The sequence below is a fragment of the Janthinobacterium psychrotolerans genome (assembly GCF_001677885.1).
GTDB classification, from domain to species: Bacteria; Pseudomonadota; Gammaproteobacteria; order Burkholderiales; family Burkholderiaceae_D; genus Janthinobacterium; species Janthinobacterium psychrotolerans.
In genome coordinates, this window is sequence record NZ_LOCQ01000057.1 from 117,088 (window position 1) to 135,071 (window position 17,984).

Sequence of the window (17,984 nt, forward strand, 5' to 3'; positions counted from 1 at the left end):
CCCATGAAACGCGACGTCATCTTCCCCCCGGGCCGCCAGGCCCTGTATGAAAAGAACCGCTATTCCCCGGCCGTGCGCGCCAACGGCCTGCTGTTCGTCTCCGGCCAGGTCGGCAGCCGCGAAGACGGCTCGCCCGAACCCGGACTCGAAGCGCAAGTGCGGCGCGCCTTCGACAACCTGAACGCCATCCTTGCCGCCGCCGGCTGCACCTTCGACGATGTGCAGGACGTCACCATCTTTATTGTTGACCCGCAAGAGAACTTCCAGCGCATCTGGGATATCGTGCAGGCCGACTACTGGGGCGCGGCGCCGCATCCGACCGTGACGGCGGTGGGCGTGACGTGGCTGTACGGGTTTGACTTCGAGATCAAGGTGGTGGCGAAGTTGCCGTAGGCGGCAACACGACGGTGATGGCCGCAGATTCTGCGGTCAACGTCTATTCCAGCAAACAATATTGGAAAAGCATGGTTTTTGCTGACCAAGCACTTGTGGCCTCTGGTTCCGCCTGGCAATCCATGGCAACATGGCTGCGCCGTTTTGACAGCAACGCGGCATAACCGACCAATGTCAAGGAACCCTGTCCATGTCTTTTTATCGCAAGTTTGCCGGCAGCATGCTGCTCGGCATGGCCGCGGCGGGCGCCGCCCATGCGCAAGCGCCTGGCGCCGCCACCGCTTCCAATCCCCCGACCGATCCGCTGCAATGGCTGGAAGAAGTCGCCGGCGAAAAACCGATGGACTGGGTGCGCCAGCACAATGCCGTCAGCCTCAAGGAACTGGAAGGCAAGCCTTCGTTCCCGGCCCTGCAGGCGCGCCTGAAAACCATCCTCAATTCGAAGGAGCGCATTCCGTATGTGAGCAAGGAAGGCGAGTATTACTATAATTTCTGGCGCGACGCCCAGCATGTGCGCGGCATCTGGCGCCGCACCACGCTGGCGCAGTTCCAGCTGCCTGACCCGGCCTGGGAAACCGTGATCGACCTCGATCAGCTGTCGGCCAGCGAGAACGAGAACTGGGTCTGGGGCGGCGCCAATTGCCTGTATCCGAAAGGCGAACGCTGCCTCATTTCGCTGTCGCGCGGCGGCGGCGACGCCAAGGTGGTGCGCGAATACGACGTCGCCAGGCGCGCTTTCGTGACGGACGGTTTCACCCTGGCGGAAGCGAAAAGCAATGCCGGCTGGATCAACGACGACACCCTGTTCGTGTCCACCGATTTCGGCCCCGGCTCGATGACCAGTTCGGGCTATCCGCGCATCATCAAGGAATGGAAGCGCGGCACGCCGCTGGACCAGGCCAAGACCCTGTACGAGGCCAAGGCCACCGACATGAGCGCCGGCGCCTACAAGGATTTCACGCCCGGCCATGAATACCAGTTTGTCGAGCGCCAGATCGATTTCTACAGCGGCGAGATGTTCCTGCGCGAGGGCGACAGCCTGGCCAAGGTGCCGAAACCGGACGACGCCACGGCGTTCACCGTGCGCGACCAGCTGGTGATCACCCTGCGCTCGGACTGGAAAGTCAACGGCACGACCTATTCGCAAGGCGCCCTGCTGGCGACCGATTTCAAGTCCTTCATGCAGGGCAAGCAGGCGTTCGAGGTGCTGTTCGCGCCGACCGCCACCACCTCGCTCGACAATGTATCGGCGACCAAATCGGCCATCCTGCTGACCACCCTCGACAAGGTGAAAAACCGCCTGACGGAACTGCGCCATGTGAATGGCACATGGCAGCGCCGCGTGGTCGACGCGCCCAAGCTGGGCACGCTGGCGGCCAGCCCGCTCGATGCGGTCGATACGGACCAGTACTTTCTGACGGTGACCGACTTCCTGACCCCCACCACCCTGTACCTGGCCACGGCCGGCAGCGACGCGCGCACCAAGATCAAGTCGCTGCCCGCCTATTTCGACGCCAGCCCGTACAAGGTGGAACAGTTCGAATCGACCTCGAAAGATGGCACCAAAGTGCCGTATTTCGTCATCATGAACAAGAAGACCAAATACGACGGCAAGAACCCGACCGTGCTGTACGGCTATGGCGGCTTTGAAGTGTCGCTCAAGCCCAGCTACAGCGGCATTACCGGCGCCGCCTGGCTCGCCCAGGGTGGCGTGTATGTGCTGGCCAATATCCGCGGCGGCGGCGAATTCGGCCCGCGCTGGCACCAGGCGGCGCTCAAGGAACACCGCCAGAAAGCCTACGACGACTTCATTTCGGTGGCGCAGGACCTGATCAGGCGCAAGCTGACCAGCCCGCGCCACCTGGGCATCATGGGCGGCAGCAATGGCGGCCTGCTGGTGGGCGCCGTGCTGACGCAGCGGCCGGACCTGTTCAACGCCGTGGTCAGCCAGGTGCCGCTGCTCGACATGCGCCGCTATAACAAGCTGCTGGCGGGCGCCTCGTGGATGGGCGAATATGGCGACCCGGACGTGCCGGAGCAATGGGCCTACATCAGCAAGTACTCGCCCTACCAGAACGTGTTCAAGGATAAAAAGTATCCGCGCGTGTTCTTTACCACCTCGACGCGCGACGACCGGGTCCACCCTGGCCACGCACGCAAGATGGTGGCCAAGATGGAAGAGCAAGGCCACGACGTGCTGTACTGGGAAAATACGGAAGGCGGCCATGCCGGCGCCGCCAATAACGACCAGCAGGCGCTGATGTGGGCGTTGACGTATACCTTCTTGCAGCAGCAATTACGGTAACGCCATGCCGGATTACGCGTTCCGCCAATCTGACCTACGATACTTCCGCGGTAACGGTGGCGATGTCGGGTTACGCCCTCCGGGCTGACCCGACCTACGATGCCTTCACGGGGCCGTAGGTCGGATTAGCTGGCCGCCAGGCCGGCGTAATCCGACATGCGCGTCCAGAATGGACAGATGTATTTATTTTGCCTGCGCGCTGGGGCGCTCGGCGATGCGGTCGCGCCAGGCTTGCAGATGCTGCAGGCCTTCCGCGCCCGGGCGGTATTTCATCAGGCCGCGCGCGAACTCCAGCGCGCAGAACGCAGTGATGTCGGCGATGGTAAACCGTTCGCCGGCCACATACGGCTGGCGCGCCAGCAGCTGGTCCAGCCACTGCGCCGTCTCGCGCATCTTGCTTCCCTGCGCCGCGCCGAAGTCGGGAAACTGCGGATTTTCCAGCACCGCCAGCGCCGGATGGCTGTGGCGCACGCAGTTGGCCACGCCCAGGAACAGGTGCAGTTCCACCCGGCGGTCGGCCATTTCAATAAAGGCGCGCTCATCGAACCCCTCGCCCATCAGGTTCGGTTCCGGCTGCAAGCCTTCCAGATACGTGCAGATGGCGCGCGTTTCGGCCAGCACGCGCCCGTCCGGCAGCTCCAGGGCCGGCACCCTGCCCATCGGGTTTTTTTCCAGGAAACCGGGATCGCGGTGCTGGCCCGCCATCAGGTCGAGCGAGACTTCCTCGATGCCGGCGATGGCTTTTTCGGCAATGAACATGGTGACGCGGCGCGGATTCGGCGTGCGGGGGCTGACATACAGTTTCATGGGGGTCTCCTGGTTGTTGTACTTGTTGATGACAGTTTGTATCTTATCAGCCGCCGCAGCCCCCGGCGTTTGACTTTGCCCCGGTTTACAACTAGATTGCTGGACGGGAATGCTGACCACGCCACGCCGACGCCAGCGCACCCGCCACTCTTCCATTGCGCCTGCCGCTTACAAGGCCGGCCGGCGCCACACTCTTTATCAACAGGGTTTTCATGCACCGCAATCTTTCCCGCAGCCGTATCGCCGCCGCCGTCGTCCTCGCGCTGGCGTCCTTGACCAGCCATGCCGCTCCTGCGGCGGCGCCACAGGCTTCGGCCAGCCATGCGCTTTCCACCACCACCCAGCTGCCGCGCGGCGTCACGCCCAGCCACTATGCGCTGTCGCTGACGCCGGACGCGCAGGCGGCCACCTTCACGGCCAACGTGACGATCACGGTGGACGTGGCGGCGCCGACGCGCAGCGTGACCCTCAATGCGCTGGAACTGGCCTTCGTGGGCGCCACCGCCGAAGGCGCGGGCGGCACGCAGCAGGCCAGCAGGATCGACGTCGACGCGGCCACGCAAACGGCCACCCTGCACTTCGCCCAGCCGCTGGCCAGGGGCAAGCACACGCTGGCGATCAGCTACAGCGGCAAGATCGGCACCCAGGCCACCGGCCTGTTCTCGCTCGACTACGATACCCCGGCCGGCCGCCAGCGCGCGCTGTACACGCAGTTTGAAAACTCGGACGCGCGCAGCGTGATGCCGTCGTGGGACGAACCCGACTACAAGGCCACCTTCGCGCTTGACGTCACGGTGCCCAGCACGCAAATGGCGGTCGGCAACATGCCCGTGGCCAGCAGCACGGAGCTGGGCAATGGCAAGAAGCGCGTGGCGTTCGCCGTCACGCCGCGCATGTCGACCTATCTGCTGTTCTTTGGCCTCGGTGACTTCGAGCGCGCCACGGCCATGGCCGACGGCACCGAAGTGGGCGTGATCACCAAGAAAGGCGCGCTGGCGCAAAGCCGCTTCGCGCTCGACGAGTCGGCCGCCCTGCTGCGCGAATACAACGATTACTTTGGCGTGCGCTATCCGCTGCCAAAACTGGACAATATCGCCGCACCGGGCCGCAGCCAGTTCTTCGGCGCCATGGAAAACTGGGGCGCCGTGTTCACCTTCGAATACAGCCTGCTGCTCGACCCGGCCATCTCGACCCAGTCCGACAAGGAAAACATCTACACCACACTGGCCCATGAAATGGCGCACCAGTGGTTCGGCGACCTCGTCACCATGCGCTGGTGGGACGACCTGTGGCTCAACGAAGGCTTTGCCTCGTGGATGGAAAGCCGCGCCACCGAACGCATGCACCCGGAGTGGAACACGGCCTTGTCTTCCGTGCGCGTGCGCGAAGGCGCGATGAGCCGCGACGCGCTGGCCACCACGCATCCGGTGGTGCAGCGCATCGCCACGGTCGAACAGGCCAGCCAGGCCTTCGACACCATCACCTACCAGAAAGGCGAATCGGTGATCCGCATGCTCGAAGCCTATGTGGGCGCCGACACCTGGCGCACGGCCGTGCGCAGCTACATGCGCAAGCACGCCTACGGCAATACCGTCTCGAACGACTTGTGGCGCGAAGTCGACGCCGCCGCCGGCAAGCCGGTCAGCGCGATCGCGCACGACTTCACCTTGCAGCCTGGCGTGCCCCTGATCCGCGTGGGCGAAGCCGTCTGCAAGGCCGGCAATACCAGCGTCACCTTGAGCCAAGGCGAATTTACCAAGGACCGTGAACAGAAAAAGCCGCTGTCGTGGCGCGTGCCGGTGATCGCGCAAACTGTCGGCAGCGACAAGCTGGCGCGCGTGCTGGTGCAAAACGGCAAGACCAGCTTGACCGTGCCCGGCTGCGGCCCGCTGCTGGTCAACGCCGGCCAGAGCGGCTACTACCGCACCCTGTATGCGCCGAAACAGGCTGGCGCGCTGGCCTCAAGCTTTGCAACCCTGCCCGCCATCGATCAGCTGGGCCTGCTGTCGGACAGCCAGTCGCTGGGCATGGCCGGCCTGCAGAACCCCGCCGATTTCCTGGAACTGGTGAAAGCGACGCCCTTGCAGGCCGACCCGCAAGTATGGGGCAAGGTGGCGGGCGCCTTGAATAACTTGCACGACCAATATGCGGGCGACCAGGCACGCCAGCGCCGTTTCGACGACTGGGCCATCGCGCGCCTGGCGCCGGTGATGGCGCAAACCGGCTGGCAGGCGCGCGCTGGCGAGGCGGCCACCGTGGCCACCCTGCGCAGCCAATTGATCGGCACCCTGAGCGATCTGGGCGACCCGGCCGTGATCGCCGAGGCGCGCCGCCGCCATGCCGCCGCCGGCAGCGACCCGTCCGCCATGCCGGCGGCGCTGCGCCGCACCATCCTGGGCGTGGTGGCCCAGCATGCCGACGGCGCCACCTGGGACCAGCTGCACGCCGAAGCGCAAGCGGAAAAAACGCCGCTGGTCCGCAATCAGCTGTACGACCTGCTGGCGTCGAGCGACGACCCGGCCCTGGCCCGGCGCGCCCTGGCGCTGGCGCTGACGGACGAGCCGGGACTGACCAACAGCCCGGCCATGATCAGCCGCGTTTCCCACGCGCACCCGGACCTGGCGTTCGACTTCGCGCTGGCCCATATCGACCAGGTCAACGCGCGCATCGACGCCAGCTCGCGCAGCCGCTACTTCCCGCGCCTGGCCGCCGCCTCCGGCAATCCGGCCATGCTGGACAAGCTCGCCGCCTACGCCAGGGCCCACCTGGCCGCCACCGCGCGCGGCGACGCCGACACCTCGATCGCCGACATTCAATACCGCATCAAGGTGCGCGCACAACGGTTGCCGGCGATTGACACCTGGCTGGCGAAACAATCGTAACGATCGTCGGACTAGCGCGGCGCAGCCGCGCGTAATCCGACAACAGAGTTGGCGTCAACAATGGTGTCGGGTTACGCGCAAGCGCCTCGGCGGCCCCGCTAACCTGACCTGCGCTGTTTGATCAGGCAAAAAAAACCGGCTTCGCGTGAGCGGCAGCCGGTTGAAACGCTTTTTCAGAGCGCAGGGATAAACAGGGAGACAGTACAGTAGTGCGGTACGACACATTCGTGCCGGTCATTGAGGTGTCCGGCAACCTTGCGCCCGGGTATGTGTCCGTGCGCCATGTGTGTACTATGCCAGTCCTGCCTTGAATCAGGCTTAGGACTTCATTAAGCCTGCCTAATTTTCCTGCCTGCTCCTATTTTGCTGCAAAATTGGTGCCGATGGTTGAGCTCACCGGCTAAGCTGTTGAGTCATAAGGGCATCCTATCGCTCCCGGAGCGTAGTGATGTGCGCCACCTATGCTGTGCCAACAAAAGAAGGATAACAGCGCCATATGACGCCAGCATGACGCGCGCCAACTGACCGGTGTTCTTCCGGTTTTTTTTGCAATCGCTTACCATTGCTTATTATTTCCCCCCAGGAACCACCATGCGCCATCCCTGCCTGCTCCTGACCTGCCTGCTGCTGGCCGCCTGCACGCCGCTGGCCGTCACGCCCCCTGCACCTGCCAGCCAGGCAACCGTCAGCGCGCCCTTGCAAGCGCCTGCCAGGGACGAAAACGTGCTGGCCATCGATAGCCAGGCTACCTTGCTGACGATTACCGTGCGGCGCGGCGGCGCGCTGGCGCGGCTGGGGCACGATCATGTGGTGGCCAGCCGCACCGTCACCGGCTGGGTAGCGCCACAGCTGAAACAGGCCGACTTCCAGTTCCGGCTCGACGCCATGAGCGTCGACGAGAGCGCGCTGCGCCAGCGCGCAGGACTGGAGACGACGCCCTCGGCCGAGGCCATCGCCGGCACGCGTCACAATATGCTGGTGCGCGTGCTCGACGCCGAACGCTATCCCGATGTCAGGGTGCAGGCGACCTTGCAGGCCGGCGCAAACGCCGTCGACGCCGCCATCACCCTGCACGGCGTGACGCGCCAGGTGGTGGTGCCGGTCACGCTGGCGCAGGCGCCAGATGGGCGCGGCCTGCGCGCCAGCGGCGCCTTTGTGCTGAAACAAAGCGACTTCGGCATCGTGCCGTTCTCCATCATGGGCGGCGCGATGGCGGTGCAGGATCAGATGGAACTGGCCTTCGATATCGTCGCCGGTGCTCGGGCTAGCGCGCCAGGATCAGCCTCAGCCCCAGCGCGATAAAGATGGTGCCGGCCACCCGGTCCAGCCACAGGCCGGCGCGCGGGCGGCGGTTGAGCCACTTGCCGACGGCGCCCGAAAAATAACCGAGCAGGCCGAACAGCAGGCAGGCCTGGGCCGTGAACACCAGGCCCAGCTGAAATGTCTGCCAGCTGGCATGGCCTTGCGACGCCACCACGAATTGCGGCAGGAACGACAAAAAGAACAGCACGACTTTCGGATTGATACTGTTGGCAAACAATCCCCTGGCAAACAAACAGCCCAGCGATACGTCGGGCAAGGCGGTGGCGCCATCGACGCTGGCGCCACCGCGGCTGCGCATCGCGCCGATGCCCAGCCACACCAGGTACAGGCCGCCGGCCACCTTCAGCACCGTAAAGGCCGTCGGCGAGGCGGCCAGCAAAGCCGACACGCCCAGGCTCGCCAGCACCGTGTGCGTGAGGCAGCCCAGTGCGCAGCCCAGGCCGAAGGCCATGCCCTGGCGCCGTCCGCGCGACATGCCCACGCCCAGCACCATCAGGTTGTCGGGGCCGGGACTGGCCGTGACCAGCATGGCGGTGGCCAGGAAGGCCATCAATTGTTCGGGGCTCAGCATCGTCGTGCTCGCAGGAAAAAAACGCCATGATACAGAAACTGTTGCGGCCGCATCAGCCTTGATGCCTTAAATGCAATAAATTGCATCTGCCCCATACTTGTCGATTAGAATGAGAGACCCCAGCACAGGGCATACCAGACCAGCCGATGCCAGCCCACTTTCTCCTATTGCTCCGCCGCTCCCGTCCTGCCCTGCGCACCATGACGGCGTGGCTGTTCGTGCTTGTGCTGGGATGCCTGGCGGGCCGCGCGCAGGCGCAAGGTGGCGCCATCGCCTTGCCGCTGCAGGGCATTCATCACCTGGGCACGCAAGGGCAACTCTATAGCGCCAGCGATGACGCCGCGCCCATGGCCACCAGCGCCCTGCCCGCCTGGCTGGCGCGGCAGCGGCCGGCAGCGGAAGTCGACCTGTTCGGCGGCGCCTACTGGCTGCATGCGCGCGTGCGCAACGACACCAATGAAACGGCGTGGGTGATCGATCCGAACGACACCCTGATCGACAAGGTCGATATCCATGTCTACGGCCCCGGCCAGCACAGTGCGCCGGCCACCTTGCTGTCGGGCTACCAGCGGCCGCACGAATACTTGCTGCACTATGGCGCGAATGTCGCCCTGGCGCCAGGCGCCACGTACGACATCCTGATCCATTTTTCCAGCCCCTATTACGCGCGCCCGCCGCTGTTCGCCGTCAAGACGCAGCTGGACTACCGCAAGCTGGTGGGCCAGGAAAACTTCCTGATCATCGCCTCTATCGGCGCGCTGCTGGCGCTGGGCCTGTTCAATTTCTTCATCTTTTCGCTGACGCGCGAAACAGCCTCGTTCTACTATGCGCTGTACGTGCTGGCCTACGGCCTGGCCTGGGCCATGACCTTCCACGTGTTTTCCGACCTGCTGGACTGGCGCTGGCTGCAGTTCCACTACGTGCCGTTCTTCCTGCTGCCGTTACTGAGCACCCTGTTCTACATGCAGTTCCTGCGCCTGCGCGAGCTGGCGCCGCGGCTGCATCGGTGGAGCCGCCTGAACCTGGTGCTGCCGCTGCTGCTGATGCCCAGCTGCTTTTTCGCGCTGCAGTACGCGCATGCGCTGGCCACCATCGCCATCACCATCTGGATGGTGCTGGCGCTCGCCTCGGGCATCGTCGTCTGGCGCGGCGGCTACCAGCCGGCGCGCTTTTTCGTGCTCGGCTTTGTCGCCCTGATGCTGCCCGGCTTCGTGATCCTGCCGGCCAACCTGGGCTTGATGCCGGCCGTGGTGAGCAACGCACAATTGTGGACCCTGCTCGGCGGCACGCTCGACGGCCTGCTGCTGGCGTTCGCGCTGGCCGAGCAGATACGGTTGCTGCGCAACCACCTGGAACAGCGGGTACAGGAACGCACGCAGGCGCTCACGCACAGCAACGACGCGCTGCTGGTGGCCAAGACGCAGGCCGAAGTGGTCAGCCGCCACCGCATCGATTTCCTGTCCGCCATGAGCCACGATATCCGCACGCCATTGGCCGGCGTGATCGGCATGCTGAAATTCGCCCTGCGCGACCAGACCGTGCGCGGCCGCACCCAGGAATACCTGCGCATCGGCCTGCACAACGGCGTATCCTTGCTGACCATCCTGAACGACATCCTCGACTTTTCCAAGATCGACGCCGGCAAGCTGACCCTGGAAACGGTGGACTTCGACCTGCTGGCCCTGATCGGCGACGCGGCCGCCATCGTGCAGGGCCAGGCCGACGCCAAGAGCCTGCTGCTGCGGCGCGAACTGGCGCTGGACCTGCCGCGCTACGTGCGCGCCGACCCGACGCGCCTGCGCCAGATCCTGATCAACCTGCTGGGCAACGCCATCAAGTTCACGGCCAACGGCGAAGTGCTGCTGGAAGTGCGCTGCAGCCGCACGCCATCGCACCACAAGAACTGCCAGCAGATCGATTTCGTCATCAGCGACACGGGCGCCGGCATCGATGCCGACACCCTGCCCCGTTTGTTCCAGAAGTTCGAGCAGGCCGACCATTCCACCACGCGCCGCTATGGCGGCACAGGCCTGGGCCTGGCCATCTGCAAGCAGCTGGTCGAACTGATGAAGGGCAGCATCGGCGTGGAAAGCCGGGTCGGCATCGGCTCGCGCTTTCACTTCACGCTGCCGCTGCCCGAAGGCAGCGCGCCGCCCGTCGATGCGCGCCAGGTGAACCGCAATGCGCGCCACGCCTGCCGGCTGCATATCCTGTGCGCCGAAGACGTGCGTACCAACCAGATCATTATCGGCACGCTGCTGGAGGGCATGGGCCACACCGTCACCATCGTCGAGAATGGCGAGGAGGTGCTGCGCGCGCTGGCCAGCGCGCCGTACGATGCGGTGCTGATGGACGGGCGCATGCCGCTGATGGATGGCGAACAGGCGGCGCGCCTGATACGCGCCGGCGGCAAAGCGGACTGCCAGGTGCTCGACTCGCGCATTCCGATCATCGCGCTGACGGCCAACGCCAGCGAGCATGACCGCCAGCGCTACCTGGCCGCCGGCATGGACGATTTTCTGACCAAGCCGGTCGACGAAACGCTGCTGTTCCAGAAAATCGACGCGCTGATCGACCTGCTGCTGGCGCGCGGCCATGCGCTGCCCTCCACCGCGCCGGTGCCGCCGGCGCAGGTGGACGAGGATGCGCTGGCGCGCCAGTTCGGCCTGGGCAAGGCCGCGCACGAAGACGCCAGTGCGGCAGCGGCGCCCGATCCGATAGCGGCACCGGTGCACATCCTGCCGCTGGCCGGCCTGTCGCCGCAGCACGTGCAGCGCATCGCGCGCGCCTTTCTCGACGAAGCACCGCGCCGCTTCGACCTGGCGCGCCACGCCGTGCGCGACGGTAACGCCAGCGCGGTGGCCGCCGCCTTCCATGCGCTCAAAGGCAGCGCCGGCTATTTGAGCCGCCCCACCTTGCATGCGCTGTGCCACCAAATGGAAACGCTGGCCTCGAACGGGCGGCTCGACGATGTGGCGGATAGCCTGCCGCAGATCGAGTCGGCGCTCGACGAGGCGCGGCGCGACCTGGCCGCCTCAGTGTGAACCGGCGCCGAGCCAGGCCTGCAGCAGCTGCGGCCAGGCGGCCGGCTCGCTGTCCTTTCTGCCCATGCCCCAGCCATGTCCGCCATGCTGGAACACGTGCAGCGCCACCGGCACCTGCGCGCGGTGCAGCGCCACCGGCACCTGCGCGCGGCGCAGCGCCGCCAGCATCAGCAGGCTGTTGTCAACAGGGGCGATGGGGTCATCGAGCGCCTGCGCGAGGAACACCGGCGGCGTGCGGCCATCGACCAGGGTTTCCACCGACAGCGCGTCGCGCGCGCCTTGCGCGGGTGAGGCCCCCAGCAGGATGCTTTTCGCATGCGTGGTATCGAACGGCGCCTGCATGGTCAGCACCGGGTACAGCAGCACGGCAAAGTCGGGCCGCGCCGAGGTCTTGTCCATGGCATCGATGACCGCAGTGAGCGGCGCATCGGGCCGCATTGGAGCGCAGCAGCCGCATGGCGCGCTGCGCGTCCTGGAATGGCGCCTGGGCGCCGCCACCTTCGCGCGGCAGGCGGTAGACCAGCTCGAAGGCGGCGATGCCCTGTGACTGCAGCCAGGCGGCGGCCGGCCCGCTCTCCTTGCCCGCCTCGATATGCGCGTAGCCGCCGCCGCTGATCACCAGCATCGCCATGCCATTGGGCCGCGCCGGCAGGTGGGCGACCAGGTAAGGCTGCGCCACTTGCGTGATCGAGCCTTTGCCGCTGACCTGCTGCGGTCCCCGGGCCGCACCGCCGGGCGTCGCGCCGGGCCACAGCGCGATGGCGCCGGGCGGCAGGGCCAGCGCGGGGAGGCAGGCAAGGGCGAAAACGACGGCAAGCAGGCGTTTCATGGGCGCTCCGGTGAAAAGGAGGCCCATGATACCAAGTCTAAAAATCGGTCTCGCCCTGGATCAGCGCCGGGTGCCCCGTCATCGCGCCCAGTTTTGCCTGCCCGGCGCAGCGCGCGGGAAAGCCGGTATTGGTCACCGGCGGGTAGCTGGCGACCGGATACGCGCTGCAGAAATACGAAACGTTTTTCGGCTCCATGCCCACCGGCCAGTCTTCGCGCGCCAGCAATTGATCCATCGGCGCCCAGGTGTCAAACGGCTCCGTAAACGCCGACAGCACCGGCTGCTGGCCGCGCGGCTGCGTGGCCCAGCCCATTTGCGCCAGGTCCTTGTTCAGCCACACCTGGTAGGCTTGCGTGGCCACCGTTTTCACCGTGTCGACCGTCTGCGCCAGCGCCGGCTTACAAGGCCACGTAGTCCTGCTGCTTGAAGGCGTCGCGCCAGGTCGCCAAAGGCGAACCTGCCGGGCGATCGAGGCTGGCATAGGCCCGCCTGATCATGCTGAACGCGTTGGCGTAGAAGCCGAACCAGATATGCAGGCCGTGCTCCTCGATGCGCTGGCCCTGCTGCGCATTGCGCCCGCTGGCGCCCTTGCCGCCCAGGCGCCAGCCCAGCTGGTAGACGGTGATCTCGTGCCGGCTCTGCCAGCCCGGCTGGCCGAAGAGGTACCAGGCGGCGGTCAGCGCGCCCACGCCGCCACCAAGGATGGCGATTTTTCCGGCGCGATGCTTGAATTGTCGACCAGCTCCTCGCCCGGCATGGCGGTAAAGTCGAAATTCACATGGAATGGCAAAATGGCCGATTGCGCGCCCAGCTTCAGGCCCAGGGTCTGGTGCAGCGGGAAGCTGTCGAAGGCGTGCAAGGTGCATTCGTACTCGTAACCAAGCAGGCGGCCGCTGTGCAGGTGCTTGATTTCGGCCGGCGCGGCCACCAGCGCCTGGTAGACGGCTTTCACGCCTGCGCTGTCGGGAAACTGCTTGAGGAAGATCTGGTCGATGCGCGGCTTGCGCAGCAGCGACAGGATATGGTGCCAGCCGGCGGCGTCCAGATCGAAAAAGTCGGGGATCGCCAGGAAGATCCTGAACGCCTGCTTGATCAGATCGAGGAAGCTGTTGACGGGTTTGTGCGGCCCCGTCTGCACGGTGGCGTTGACTTCCAGCAGCGGGTGCAGGGCAATTTTCGTCTCCGGCGAAACAGGGTGGAAACCCTTCGCGGCCACCGAGCAGCGCAGCGGCTCGCTGCCGGCTGCGGGGATCTCGTAGGCGCACAGGTAGTTCGGGTAGCCGAACAGCTCGCGCCCGTTGATCAGCGCCATCGCATCGTCGACAAAGATATGGCAGGGATACCAGTAGATGTGCGCCAGCTTGCCGTGTTCGTCCATCTGGCCGGCCATGATCCAGGTAACGATATCGACCTCCGTGATCCAGCCCTTGGCCTGGTCGGCCGGGTGGGCCGAGTCGGCGTGGTGGACCCTGGTAAAGGTCAGCATCACATATGGCGACAAGGCCTTGAAACGCAGTCGATCGCCAGCCACCTGGTTCAGGGTGGCATCGATGGTGGCCTGCAATTTTGCCAGCTCGCCCTTGACGAAGTAGCCAACCATCTCGGCCTGTTTCAGTTGCAGCGGCGAGTGCATCATCATCGAGCCGCCCTGGTAGATATAGTCAGGTCTTGCCGTCATCGCCCGCTCCCGCCGATAGGAAATATGATGCACATAGTCTAGGCGGAAATGAAAGATTGACGATATGAAATTAATTGCCGGGTTCGCCTACACGAACCTGCCCCGGCGCGCCGCCCGGTGTACGATGGCGGCATGCCCATCGCACCCGCCATCCAGACTATCGACATGCAAGCCGCCGCCATCACCACCGACTATGTTTCCACCTTTTCCGGCAACCGCTTCTACCCGCTGCGGCCCCATATCGACCGGGTCGCCATCGAAGATATCGCCCACGGCCTGGCCTACCAGTGCCGCTTCAATGGCCAGACCAAGACCTTTTATTCGATTGCCCAGCACAGCCTGATCGTCGCCGACCTGGTGCCGCCGCCCTTGCGCCTGGCCGCCCTGCTGCATGACGCGGCCGAAGCCTACCTGGGCGACATGGTCAAGCCCTTGAAAGTGCTGATGCCGGAGTTTGCCGCGCTGGAAGACCAGGTGACGGCGATTATCGCCGCCACCTACGGCATCGATTTTTCCGATTACGCGCCGATCAAGCGCGCCGACCTGATCGCCCTGGCGACGGAAAAACGCGACCTGATGCCGCACTCGGCCGAGCGCTGGGCCTACCTTGACGGCATTGCCCCCTTGCCCGGTATAATCGTGGCCATGGATCCGGGCCAGGCGAAGCAGTGCTTCCTCCAGCGTTTCCAGCAATTGCATGCGGCGTGACCCGTCGGCAAGCCCCGCTAAGCCCCGGTTTTTGCACGGCTTTTCCAGATATCCACAGCAACTGTGGATAAAGTTGTTGATAAGCCCCTCTTGACAAGCCGCAACGCCAGCATTGATGCGGGTTTCAATAATTTGCTGAATTCGCAGGCAATTTTTTTCCTGAATATAATCAATGACTTGCAATCGCGCCCTCGCGCTAGGCCAGGAATGTTTTGTCCATAAGGAAAAATATTTTTTCTGTGCATAAGCGCAGCGAAAAAAAGCGGCCGGTCGCCGCCCTGCCCTTTGACAAAGCGCGCGCACTGGCCTAAGGTAGATGCGGCGCGCACGCTCAACGCTGGGAAATGCATGAATACCGATACTGTAAAAGCCGCCAACGCGGATGAAGAACCGGACTGGCTGGTCGACGATCCGCAGCACGGGGACGAAGAAGACACCGGCCAGGCCAGTGTGCAGCCATGGCGGGTACTGATCGTCGACGATGACGTCGACGTGCATGTGGTCACCAAATTCGCTCTCAGCCAGGCCAGCTTCGAAGGCCGCAGGCTGAGCTTTCTGCACGCCTATACGGGCGAGGAAGCGCTGGCCCTGCTGCGCAGCACACAAGATATCGCCGTGGTGCTGCTCGACGTGATCATGGAAACCCAGGATGCCGGCCTGCATGTGGCGCGCCAGATCCGCGAAGACCTGCACAACAGCGCCGTGCGCATCATCCTGCGCACCGGCCAGCCGGGCCAGGCGCTCGAGCACCGCATCATCATCGACTACGATATCAACGACTTCTGGTGCAAGACCGACCTCACCACGCGCAAACTGTTTACCACAGTAATTTCCTCACTGCGCACCTACGCCAGCCTGCGCGATGCACAGCGCCAGGTTGCCGACCTGGCGAACGCGCTCGAACACTGCATCGACCTGCCGCACGACCCGGCCGCCTGAGTTTCATCGCGGCACTGGATAGGCATACAGCACTATTTTTGGCGGACTCAGACGCCGCAAAGTTCGCGATATTCCGACTGGAATGTGCTAAGTGGCGGATTGTTAAGCGCTTTTTCAGATATCCACACGGACTGTGGATATCTTTGTGGATAAGCGCCTCTTGACAGCCTTCAAAGCCACAGCCCGTGCGGCTTTCAATAAACTGCTCAATCAAGCAGCAGAATATTTCACCATTAAAATCAAGCACTTGCAAACACGGTGCAGCTCACCGGAAAATTATTTCCGCTGTTTCAGGAACTCATTATTTGTGTATAACTGAACAGTATGCGGCGGCGCGCCGGGCCGCGGCAGGGGGAATCTTCCGCCCCTGGCGCTGTCCAACCAGCACAGCCCTCAACAGGAGATTGCCATGCCCCCAGTTCCTCAAGACCAGAACACCCATCCGGGCGATATCGCACCACCGGGCACGCCGGGCACCGGCGAAAACGTCTGCACCCACTGCCATGGCGAGGGCAGCATGCCCGACGGCCACACCTGTCCCATGTGCGAAGGCAGCGGGGTGGTGATCGCCGGCATCGGCGGCGGCTAAAGGGATGGACAAGGTGGGCGCGGCCCGGCCATAATCGGTCATGAACGCGCCTGATTCCCTCCCCCTTGCCGATGACCCCGACCAACCACGGCCGCAATCGCTGTCCGACCTGTTTTTCTCGTTTACCTGGCTGGCCCTGCAAGGCTTTGGCGGCGTGCTGGCCGTGATCCAGCGCGAAATGGTCGAGCGCAAGCGCTGGCTGACGCCGGAACAGTTCCTGGAAGACTGGGCGGTGGCGCAGATCATGCCCGGCCCGAACGTGGTCAACCTGTCGCTGATGGTGGGCGGCCGCCATTTCGGCCTGCCCGGCGCGCTGGCGGCGCTGTCCGGCATGCTGGCCGTGCCGCTGCTGATCGTGCTGCTGCTGGGCGTGCTGTACACCGGCCTGGGCGACCATCCTGAAATGGCCGGTGCGCTGCGCGGCATGGCGGCCGTGTCGGCCGGCATGATCGCCGCCACCGGCATCAAGCTGGCCGCCGCGCTGGCCAAACATCCGCTGCCCTTGTGGCTGACCTTGCCCCTGGTGGTGCTGGGCGTGCTGGCCGTGGCCGTGCTGCGCCTGCCGCTGGTCTACGTGCTGCTGGTGCTGGGCGGCCTGGGCTGCACCCTGACCTACCGAAAACTGTCGCCATGAACCCGCCCTTGCAACTGGTGCTGAGCACCTCGGACTGGCTCAGCCTGTTCGGCCACTACCTGATGCTGTCATTGATGTCGGTCGGCGGCGCCATTTCCACCACCGCCGAAATGCACCGCTACCTGGTGGAACAGAACGGCTGGCTGACGCAGGCGCAGTTCAACGAATCGATCGCCATCGCCCAGGCCGCACCGGGTCCCAATGTGCTGTTCGTCGCGCTGATGGGCTGGAACGTGGGCATGAACGCCGGCAGCACCGCCGCCGCCTGCCTGGGCGTGCTGATCACCATGGTCGGCATCATGCTGCCCAGCACCACCCTCACCTATATGGCCGCCAGCTGGGGCCACCGCAACCGCCATCTGCGCGGCGTGCGCGCCTTCAAGCAGGGCATGGCGCCCATCGTGGTCGCCCTGTTGATCTCGACCGGCATGATACTCGGCGGCGCCAACCACAACCTGGCCACCGACTGGCCGATCTGGACCCTGTCGGTGGTGGCCGGCCTGATTATCTGGCGCACGAAAATCCACCTGCTGTGGCTGCTGGCGGCGGGCGCCGTGCTGGGCTGGTTTCAGGTGGTGTGAATCACACGGCCAAATGCCGTTTGACATCCTCGCCATCCATCAATTGCGCCGCGCCGCTGGCCACCACGCTGCCGCGTGACAGCACGATGAACTGGTCGGCCAGTTCGCGCGCAAAATCGAAATACTGTTCGCACAGCACGATAGCGATATCGCCGCGCTGCTTGAGCAGGCGGATCACGCGGCCGATATCCTTGATCACCGACGGCTGGATGCCCTCGGTCGGCTCGTCGAAGATGATCAGTTCCGGGCTGGCCAGCAGGGCGCGCGCGATCGCCAGTTGCTGCTGCTGGCCGCCGGACAAATCCCCGCCGCGCCGCGCAAGCATTTCTTTCAAGACCGGAAACAGGTCGTAGACCATGTCGTCGATGCGCGAGGCCTGGCGGCCGCTTTTGACGGCCATGCCCATCAGCAGGTTTTCCTCGACCGTCAGGCGGGCGAAAATGTCGCGCCCCTGCGGCACATAGGCGATGCCCAGTCTGGCGCGCGCATGCGGCGACAATTTGGTGATGTCGCGGCCGTTGAACACCACCTTGCCCTGGGCCACCGGCAGCACGCCCATCAGGCATTTGAGCAAGGTGGTCTTGCCGACGCCATTGCGGCCCAGCAGGGCCAGGCATTCGCCTTTTTTCGCCGTCAGGGACACGCCGCGCAAGGTGTGCGAGGAGCCATAGTATTGGTTCAGTTGCGTCACTTCCAGCATG

At 64.7% G+C, this 17,984-nt stretch carries 18 protein-coding genes and 1 pseudogene; 11 read left to right on the forward strand and 8 right to left on the reverse strand.

From position 1 onward, the window contains the following. Positions 1-3 precede the first annotated feature (3 nt). Genes ASR47_RS15870 through ASR47_RS15875 form a run of 3 tightly spaced genes read left to right on the forward strand, consistent with a single transcriptional unit; the run spans position 4 to position 2,698 of the window. The gene (locus ASR47_RS15870) at positions 4-393 is read left to right on the forward strand and encodes a RidA family protein (protein ID WP_065308757.1); all 390 of its coding nucleotides are present in this window, start codon (positions 4-6) and stop codon (positions 391-393) included. Between the two features lie 17 nt (positions 394-410). Further along, the gene (locus ASR47_RS27455) at positions 411-557 is read left to right on the forward strand and encodes a hypothetical protein (RefSeq protein ID WP_171898960.1); all 147 of its coding nucleotides are present in this window, start codon (positions 411-413) and stop codon (positions 555-557) included. 26 nt (positions 558-583) lie between these two features. Continuing rightward, positions 584-2,698: a prolyl oligopeptidase family serine peptidase gene (locus ASR47_RS15875; RefSeq protein ID WP_171898961.1), complete on the forward strand. Its 2,115-nt coding sequence runs from the start codon at positions 584-586 to the stop codon at positions 2,696-2,698. Positions 2,699-2,881: 183 nt separating this feature from the next. On the opposite strand, the gene ASR47_RS15880 is transcribed toward ASR47_RS15875, so the two are convergent. Further along, positions 2,882-3,505 (reverse strand): glutathione S-transferase family protein, encoded by a 624-nt coding sequence (locus ASR47_RS15880; protein WP_065308758.1) that lies wholly within the window; start codon positions 3,503-3,505, stop codon positions 2,882-2,884. A 212-nt stretch (positions 3,506-3,717) separates the two neighbouring features. Here ASR47_RS15880 and ASR47_RS15885 point away from each other — a divergent pair, with 212 nt between their 5' ends. Next, complete coding sequence (locus tag ASR47_RS15885) at positions 3,718-6,387, forward strand: M1 family metallopeptidase (RefSeq protein ID WP_065308759.1); 2,670 nt, start codon at positions 3,718-3,720, stop codon at positions 6,385-6,387. A 591-nt stretch (positions 6,388-6,978) separates the two neighbouring features. Further along, positions 6,979-7,689, forward strand: a complete 711-nt coding sequence (locus ASR47_RS15890; protein WP_065308760.1) for a YceI family protein — start codon at positions 6,979-6,981, stop codon at positions 7,687-7,689. Here ASR47_RS15890 and ASR47_RS15895 read toward each other — a convergent pair. After that, positions 7,652-8,281 (reverse strand): LysE family translocator, encoded by a 630-nt coding sequence (locus ASR47_RS15895; protein WP_065308761.1) that lies wholly within the window; start codon positions 8,279-8,281, stop codon positions 7,652-7,654. The two genes, ASR47_RS15890 and ASR47_RS15895, sit on opposite strands and share 38 nt — an antisense overlap. Before the next feature lie 200 nt (positions 8,282-8,481). Between ASR47_RS15895 and ASR47_RS15900 the strand changes: the two genes are divergently transcribed. Next, positions 8,482-11,325, forward strand: coding sequence for a hybrid sensor histidine kinase/response regulator (locus ASR47_RS15900; RefSeq protein ID WP_065308762.1), 2,844 nt, complete (start codon positions 8,482-8,484; stop codon positions 11,323-11,325). Here ASR47_RS15900 and ASR47_RS28375 read toward each other — a convergent pair. The 4 genes and pseudogenes from ASR47_RS28375 to ASR47_RS27945 form a co-directional block, all read right to left on the reverse strand. Continuing rightward, positions 11,317-12,181 (reverse strand): annotated as a pseudogene (locus tag ASR47_RS28375) (alpha/beta hydrolase). The gene ASR47_RS15900 and the pseudogene ASR47_RS28375 sit on opposite strands and share 9 nt — an antisense overlap. Positions 12,182-12,191: 10 nt before the next feature. Next, positions 12,192-12,524 (reverse strand): hypothetical protein, encoded by a 333-nt coding sequence (locus ASR47_RS27935; protein ID WP_065308764.1) that lies wholly within the window; start codon positions 12,522-12,524, stop codon positions 12,192-12,194. A 28-nt stretch (positions 12,525-12,552) separates the two neighbouring features. Then, a complete protein-coding gene (locus ASR47_RS27940) occupies positions 12,553-12,843 on the reverse strand; it encodes an NAD(P)-binding protein (protein ID WP_065308765.1) in 291 nt (96 codons plus the stop codon). Then, positions 12,831-13,832 carry an acetoacetate decarboxylase family protein gene (locus ASR47_RS27945; protein ID WP_245714369.1) on the reverse strand — a complete coding sequence of 334 codons (1,002 nt, stop codon included), beginning with the start codon at positions 13,830-13,832 and terminating at the stop codon, positions 12,831-12,833. The genes ASR47_RS27940 and ASR47_RS27945 overlap by 13 nt, the downstream gene beginning before the upstream one ends. 132 nt (positions 13,833-13,964) lie before the next feature. On the opposite strand from ASR47_RS27945, the gene ASR47_RS15925 reads away from it, so the two are divergent. Further along, complete coding sequence (locus ASR47_RS15925) at positions 13,965-14,540, forward strand: phosphohydrolase (RefSeq protein ID WP_245714370.1); 576 nt, start codon at positions 13,965-13,967, stop codon at positions 14,538-14,540. A 17-nt stretch (positions 14,541-14,557) separates the two neighbouring features. On the opposite strand, the gene ASR47_RS27465 is transcribed toward ASR47_RS15925, so the two are convergent. Further along, on the reverse strand, positions 14,558-14,890 hold the full coding sequence (locus tag ASR47_RS27465) for a hypothetical protein (protein WP_171898963.1): 333 nt from the start codon (positions 14,888-14,890) through the stop codon (positions 14,558-14,560). On the opposite strand from ASR47_RS27465, the gene ASR47_RS15930 reads away from it, so the two are divergent. The 4 genes from ASR47_RS15930 to ASR47_RS15945 all read left to right on the forward strand — a co-directional run bounded on the left by ASR47_RS15930 (position 14,889) and on the right by ASR47_RS15945 (position 17,283). Next, the gene (locus ASR47_RS15930; protein ID WP_082988967.1) at positions 14,889-15,479 is read left to right on the forward strand and encodes a response regulator; all 591 of its coding nucleotides are present in this window, start codon (positions 14,889-14,891) and stop codon (positions 15,477-15,479) included. The two genes, ASR47_RS27465 and ASR47_RS15930, sit on opposite strands and share 2 nt — an antisense overlap. 409 nt (positions 15,480-15,888) lie before the next feature. Then, complete coding sequence (locus tag ASR47_RS15935; protein ID WP_065308767.1) at positions 15,889-16,068, forward strand: hypothetical protein; 180 nt, start codon at positions 15,889-15,891, stop codon at positions 16,066-16,068. Between the two features lie 40 nt (positions 16,069-16,108). After that, positions 16,109-16,702: a chromate transporter gene (locus tag ASR47_RS15940; protein WP_065308768.1), complete on the forward strand. Its 594-nt coding sequence runs from the start codon at positions 16,109-16,111 to the stop codon at positions 16,700-16,702. Then, positions 16,699-17,283, forward strand: a complete 585-nt coding sequence (locus ASR47_RS15945; RefSeq protein ID WP_065308769.1) for a chromate transporter — start codon at positions 16,699-16,701, stop codon at positions 17,281-17,283. Before ASR47_RS15940 ends, ASR47_RS15945 begins: the two co-directional genes overlap by 4 nt. Position 17,284: 1 nt before the next feature. Here ASR47_RS15945 and urtE read toward each other — a convergent pair whose 3' ends face one another. Then, entirely contained in the window at positions 17,285-17,983 is a 699-nt protein-coding gene (urtE, locus tag ASR47_RS15950) for an urea ABC transporter ATP-binding subunit UrtE (RefSeq protein WP_065308770.1), read from the reverse strand. Position 17,984 lies beyond the last annotated feature (1 nt).

Coding starts and splice junctions, on each gene's coding strand:
- ASR47_RS15875 (WP_171898961.1), top strand. CDS start 584: ATGTCTTTTTATCGCAAGTTTGCCGGCAGCATGCTGCTCGGCATGGCC.
- ASR47_RS15895 (WP_065308761.1), bottom strand. CDS start 8,281: ATGCTGAGCCCCGAACAATTGATGGCCTTCCTGGCCACCGCCATGCTG.
- ASR47_RS15880 (WP_065308758.1), bottom strand. CDS start 3,505: ATGAAACTGTATGTCAGCCCCCGCACGCCGAATCCGCGCCGCGTCACC.
- ASR47_RS27465 (WP_171898963.1), bottom strand. CDS start 14,890: ATGCATTTCCCAGCGTTGAGCGTGCGCGCCGCATCTACCTTAGGCCAG.
- urtE (WP_065308770.1), bottom strand. CDS start 17,983: ATGCTGGAAGTGACGCAACTGAACCAATACTATGGCTCCTCGCACACC.
- ASR47_RS15935 (WP_065308767.1), top strand. CDS start 15,889: ATGCCCCCAGTTCCTCAAGACCAGAACACCCATCCGGGCGATATCGCA.
- ASR47_RS27455 (WP_171898960.1), top strand. CDS start 411: ATGGCCGCAGATTCTGCGGTCAACGTCTATTCCAGCAAACAATATTGG.
- ASR47_RS15940 (WP_065308768.1), top strand. CDS start 16,109: ATGAACGCGCCTGATTCCCTCCCCCTTGCCGATGACCCCGACCAACCA.
- ASR47_RS15890 (WP_065308760.1), top strand. CDS start 6,979: ATGCGCCATCCCTGCCTGCTCCTGACCTGCCTGCTGCTGGCCGCCTGC.
- ASR47_RS15900 (WP_065308762.1), top strand. CDS start 8,482: ATGACGGCGTGGCTGTTCGTGCTTGTGCTGGGATGCCTGGCGGGCCGC.
- ASR47_RS15930 (WP_082988967.1), top strand. CDS start 14,889: ATGAATACCGATACTGTAAAAGCCGCCAACGCGGATGAAGAACCGGAC.
- ASR47_RS15925 (WP_245714370.1), top strand. CDS start 13,965: ATGCCCATCGCACCCGCCATCCAGACTATCGACATGCAAGCCGCCGCC.
- ASR47_RS15945 (WP_065308769.1), top strand. CDS start 16,699: ATGAACCCGCCCTTGCAACTGGTGCTGAGCACCTCGGACTGGCTCAGC.
- ASR47_RS15885 (WP_065308759.1), top strand. CDS start 3,718: ATGCACCGCAATCTTTCCCGCAGCCGTATCGCCGCCGCCGTCGTCCTC.
- ASR47_RS15870 (WP_065308757.1), top strand. CDS start 4: ATGAAACGCGACGTCATCTTCCCCCCGGGCCGCCAGGCCCTGTATGAA.
- ASR47_RS27945 (WP_245714369.1), bottom strand. CDS start 13,832: ATGACGGCAAGACCTGACTATATCTACCAGGGCGGCTCGATGATGATG.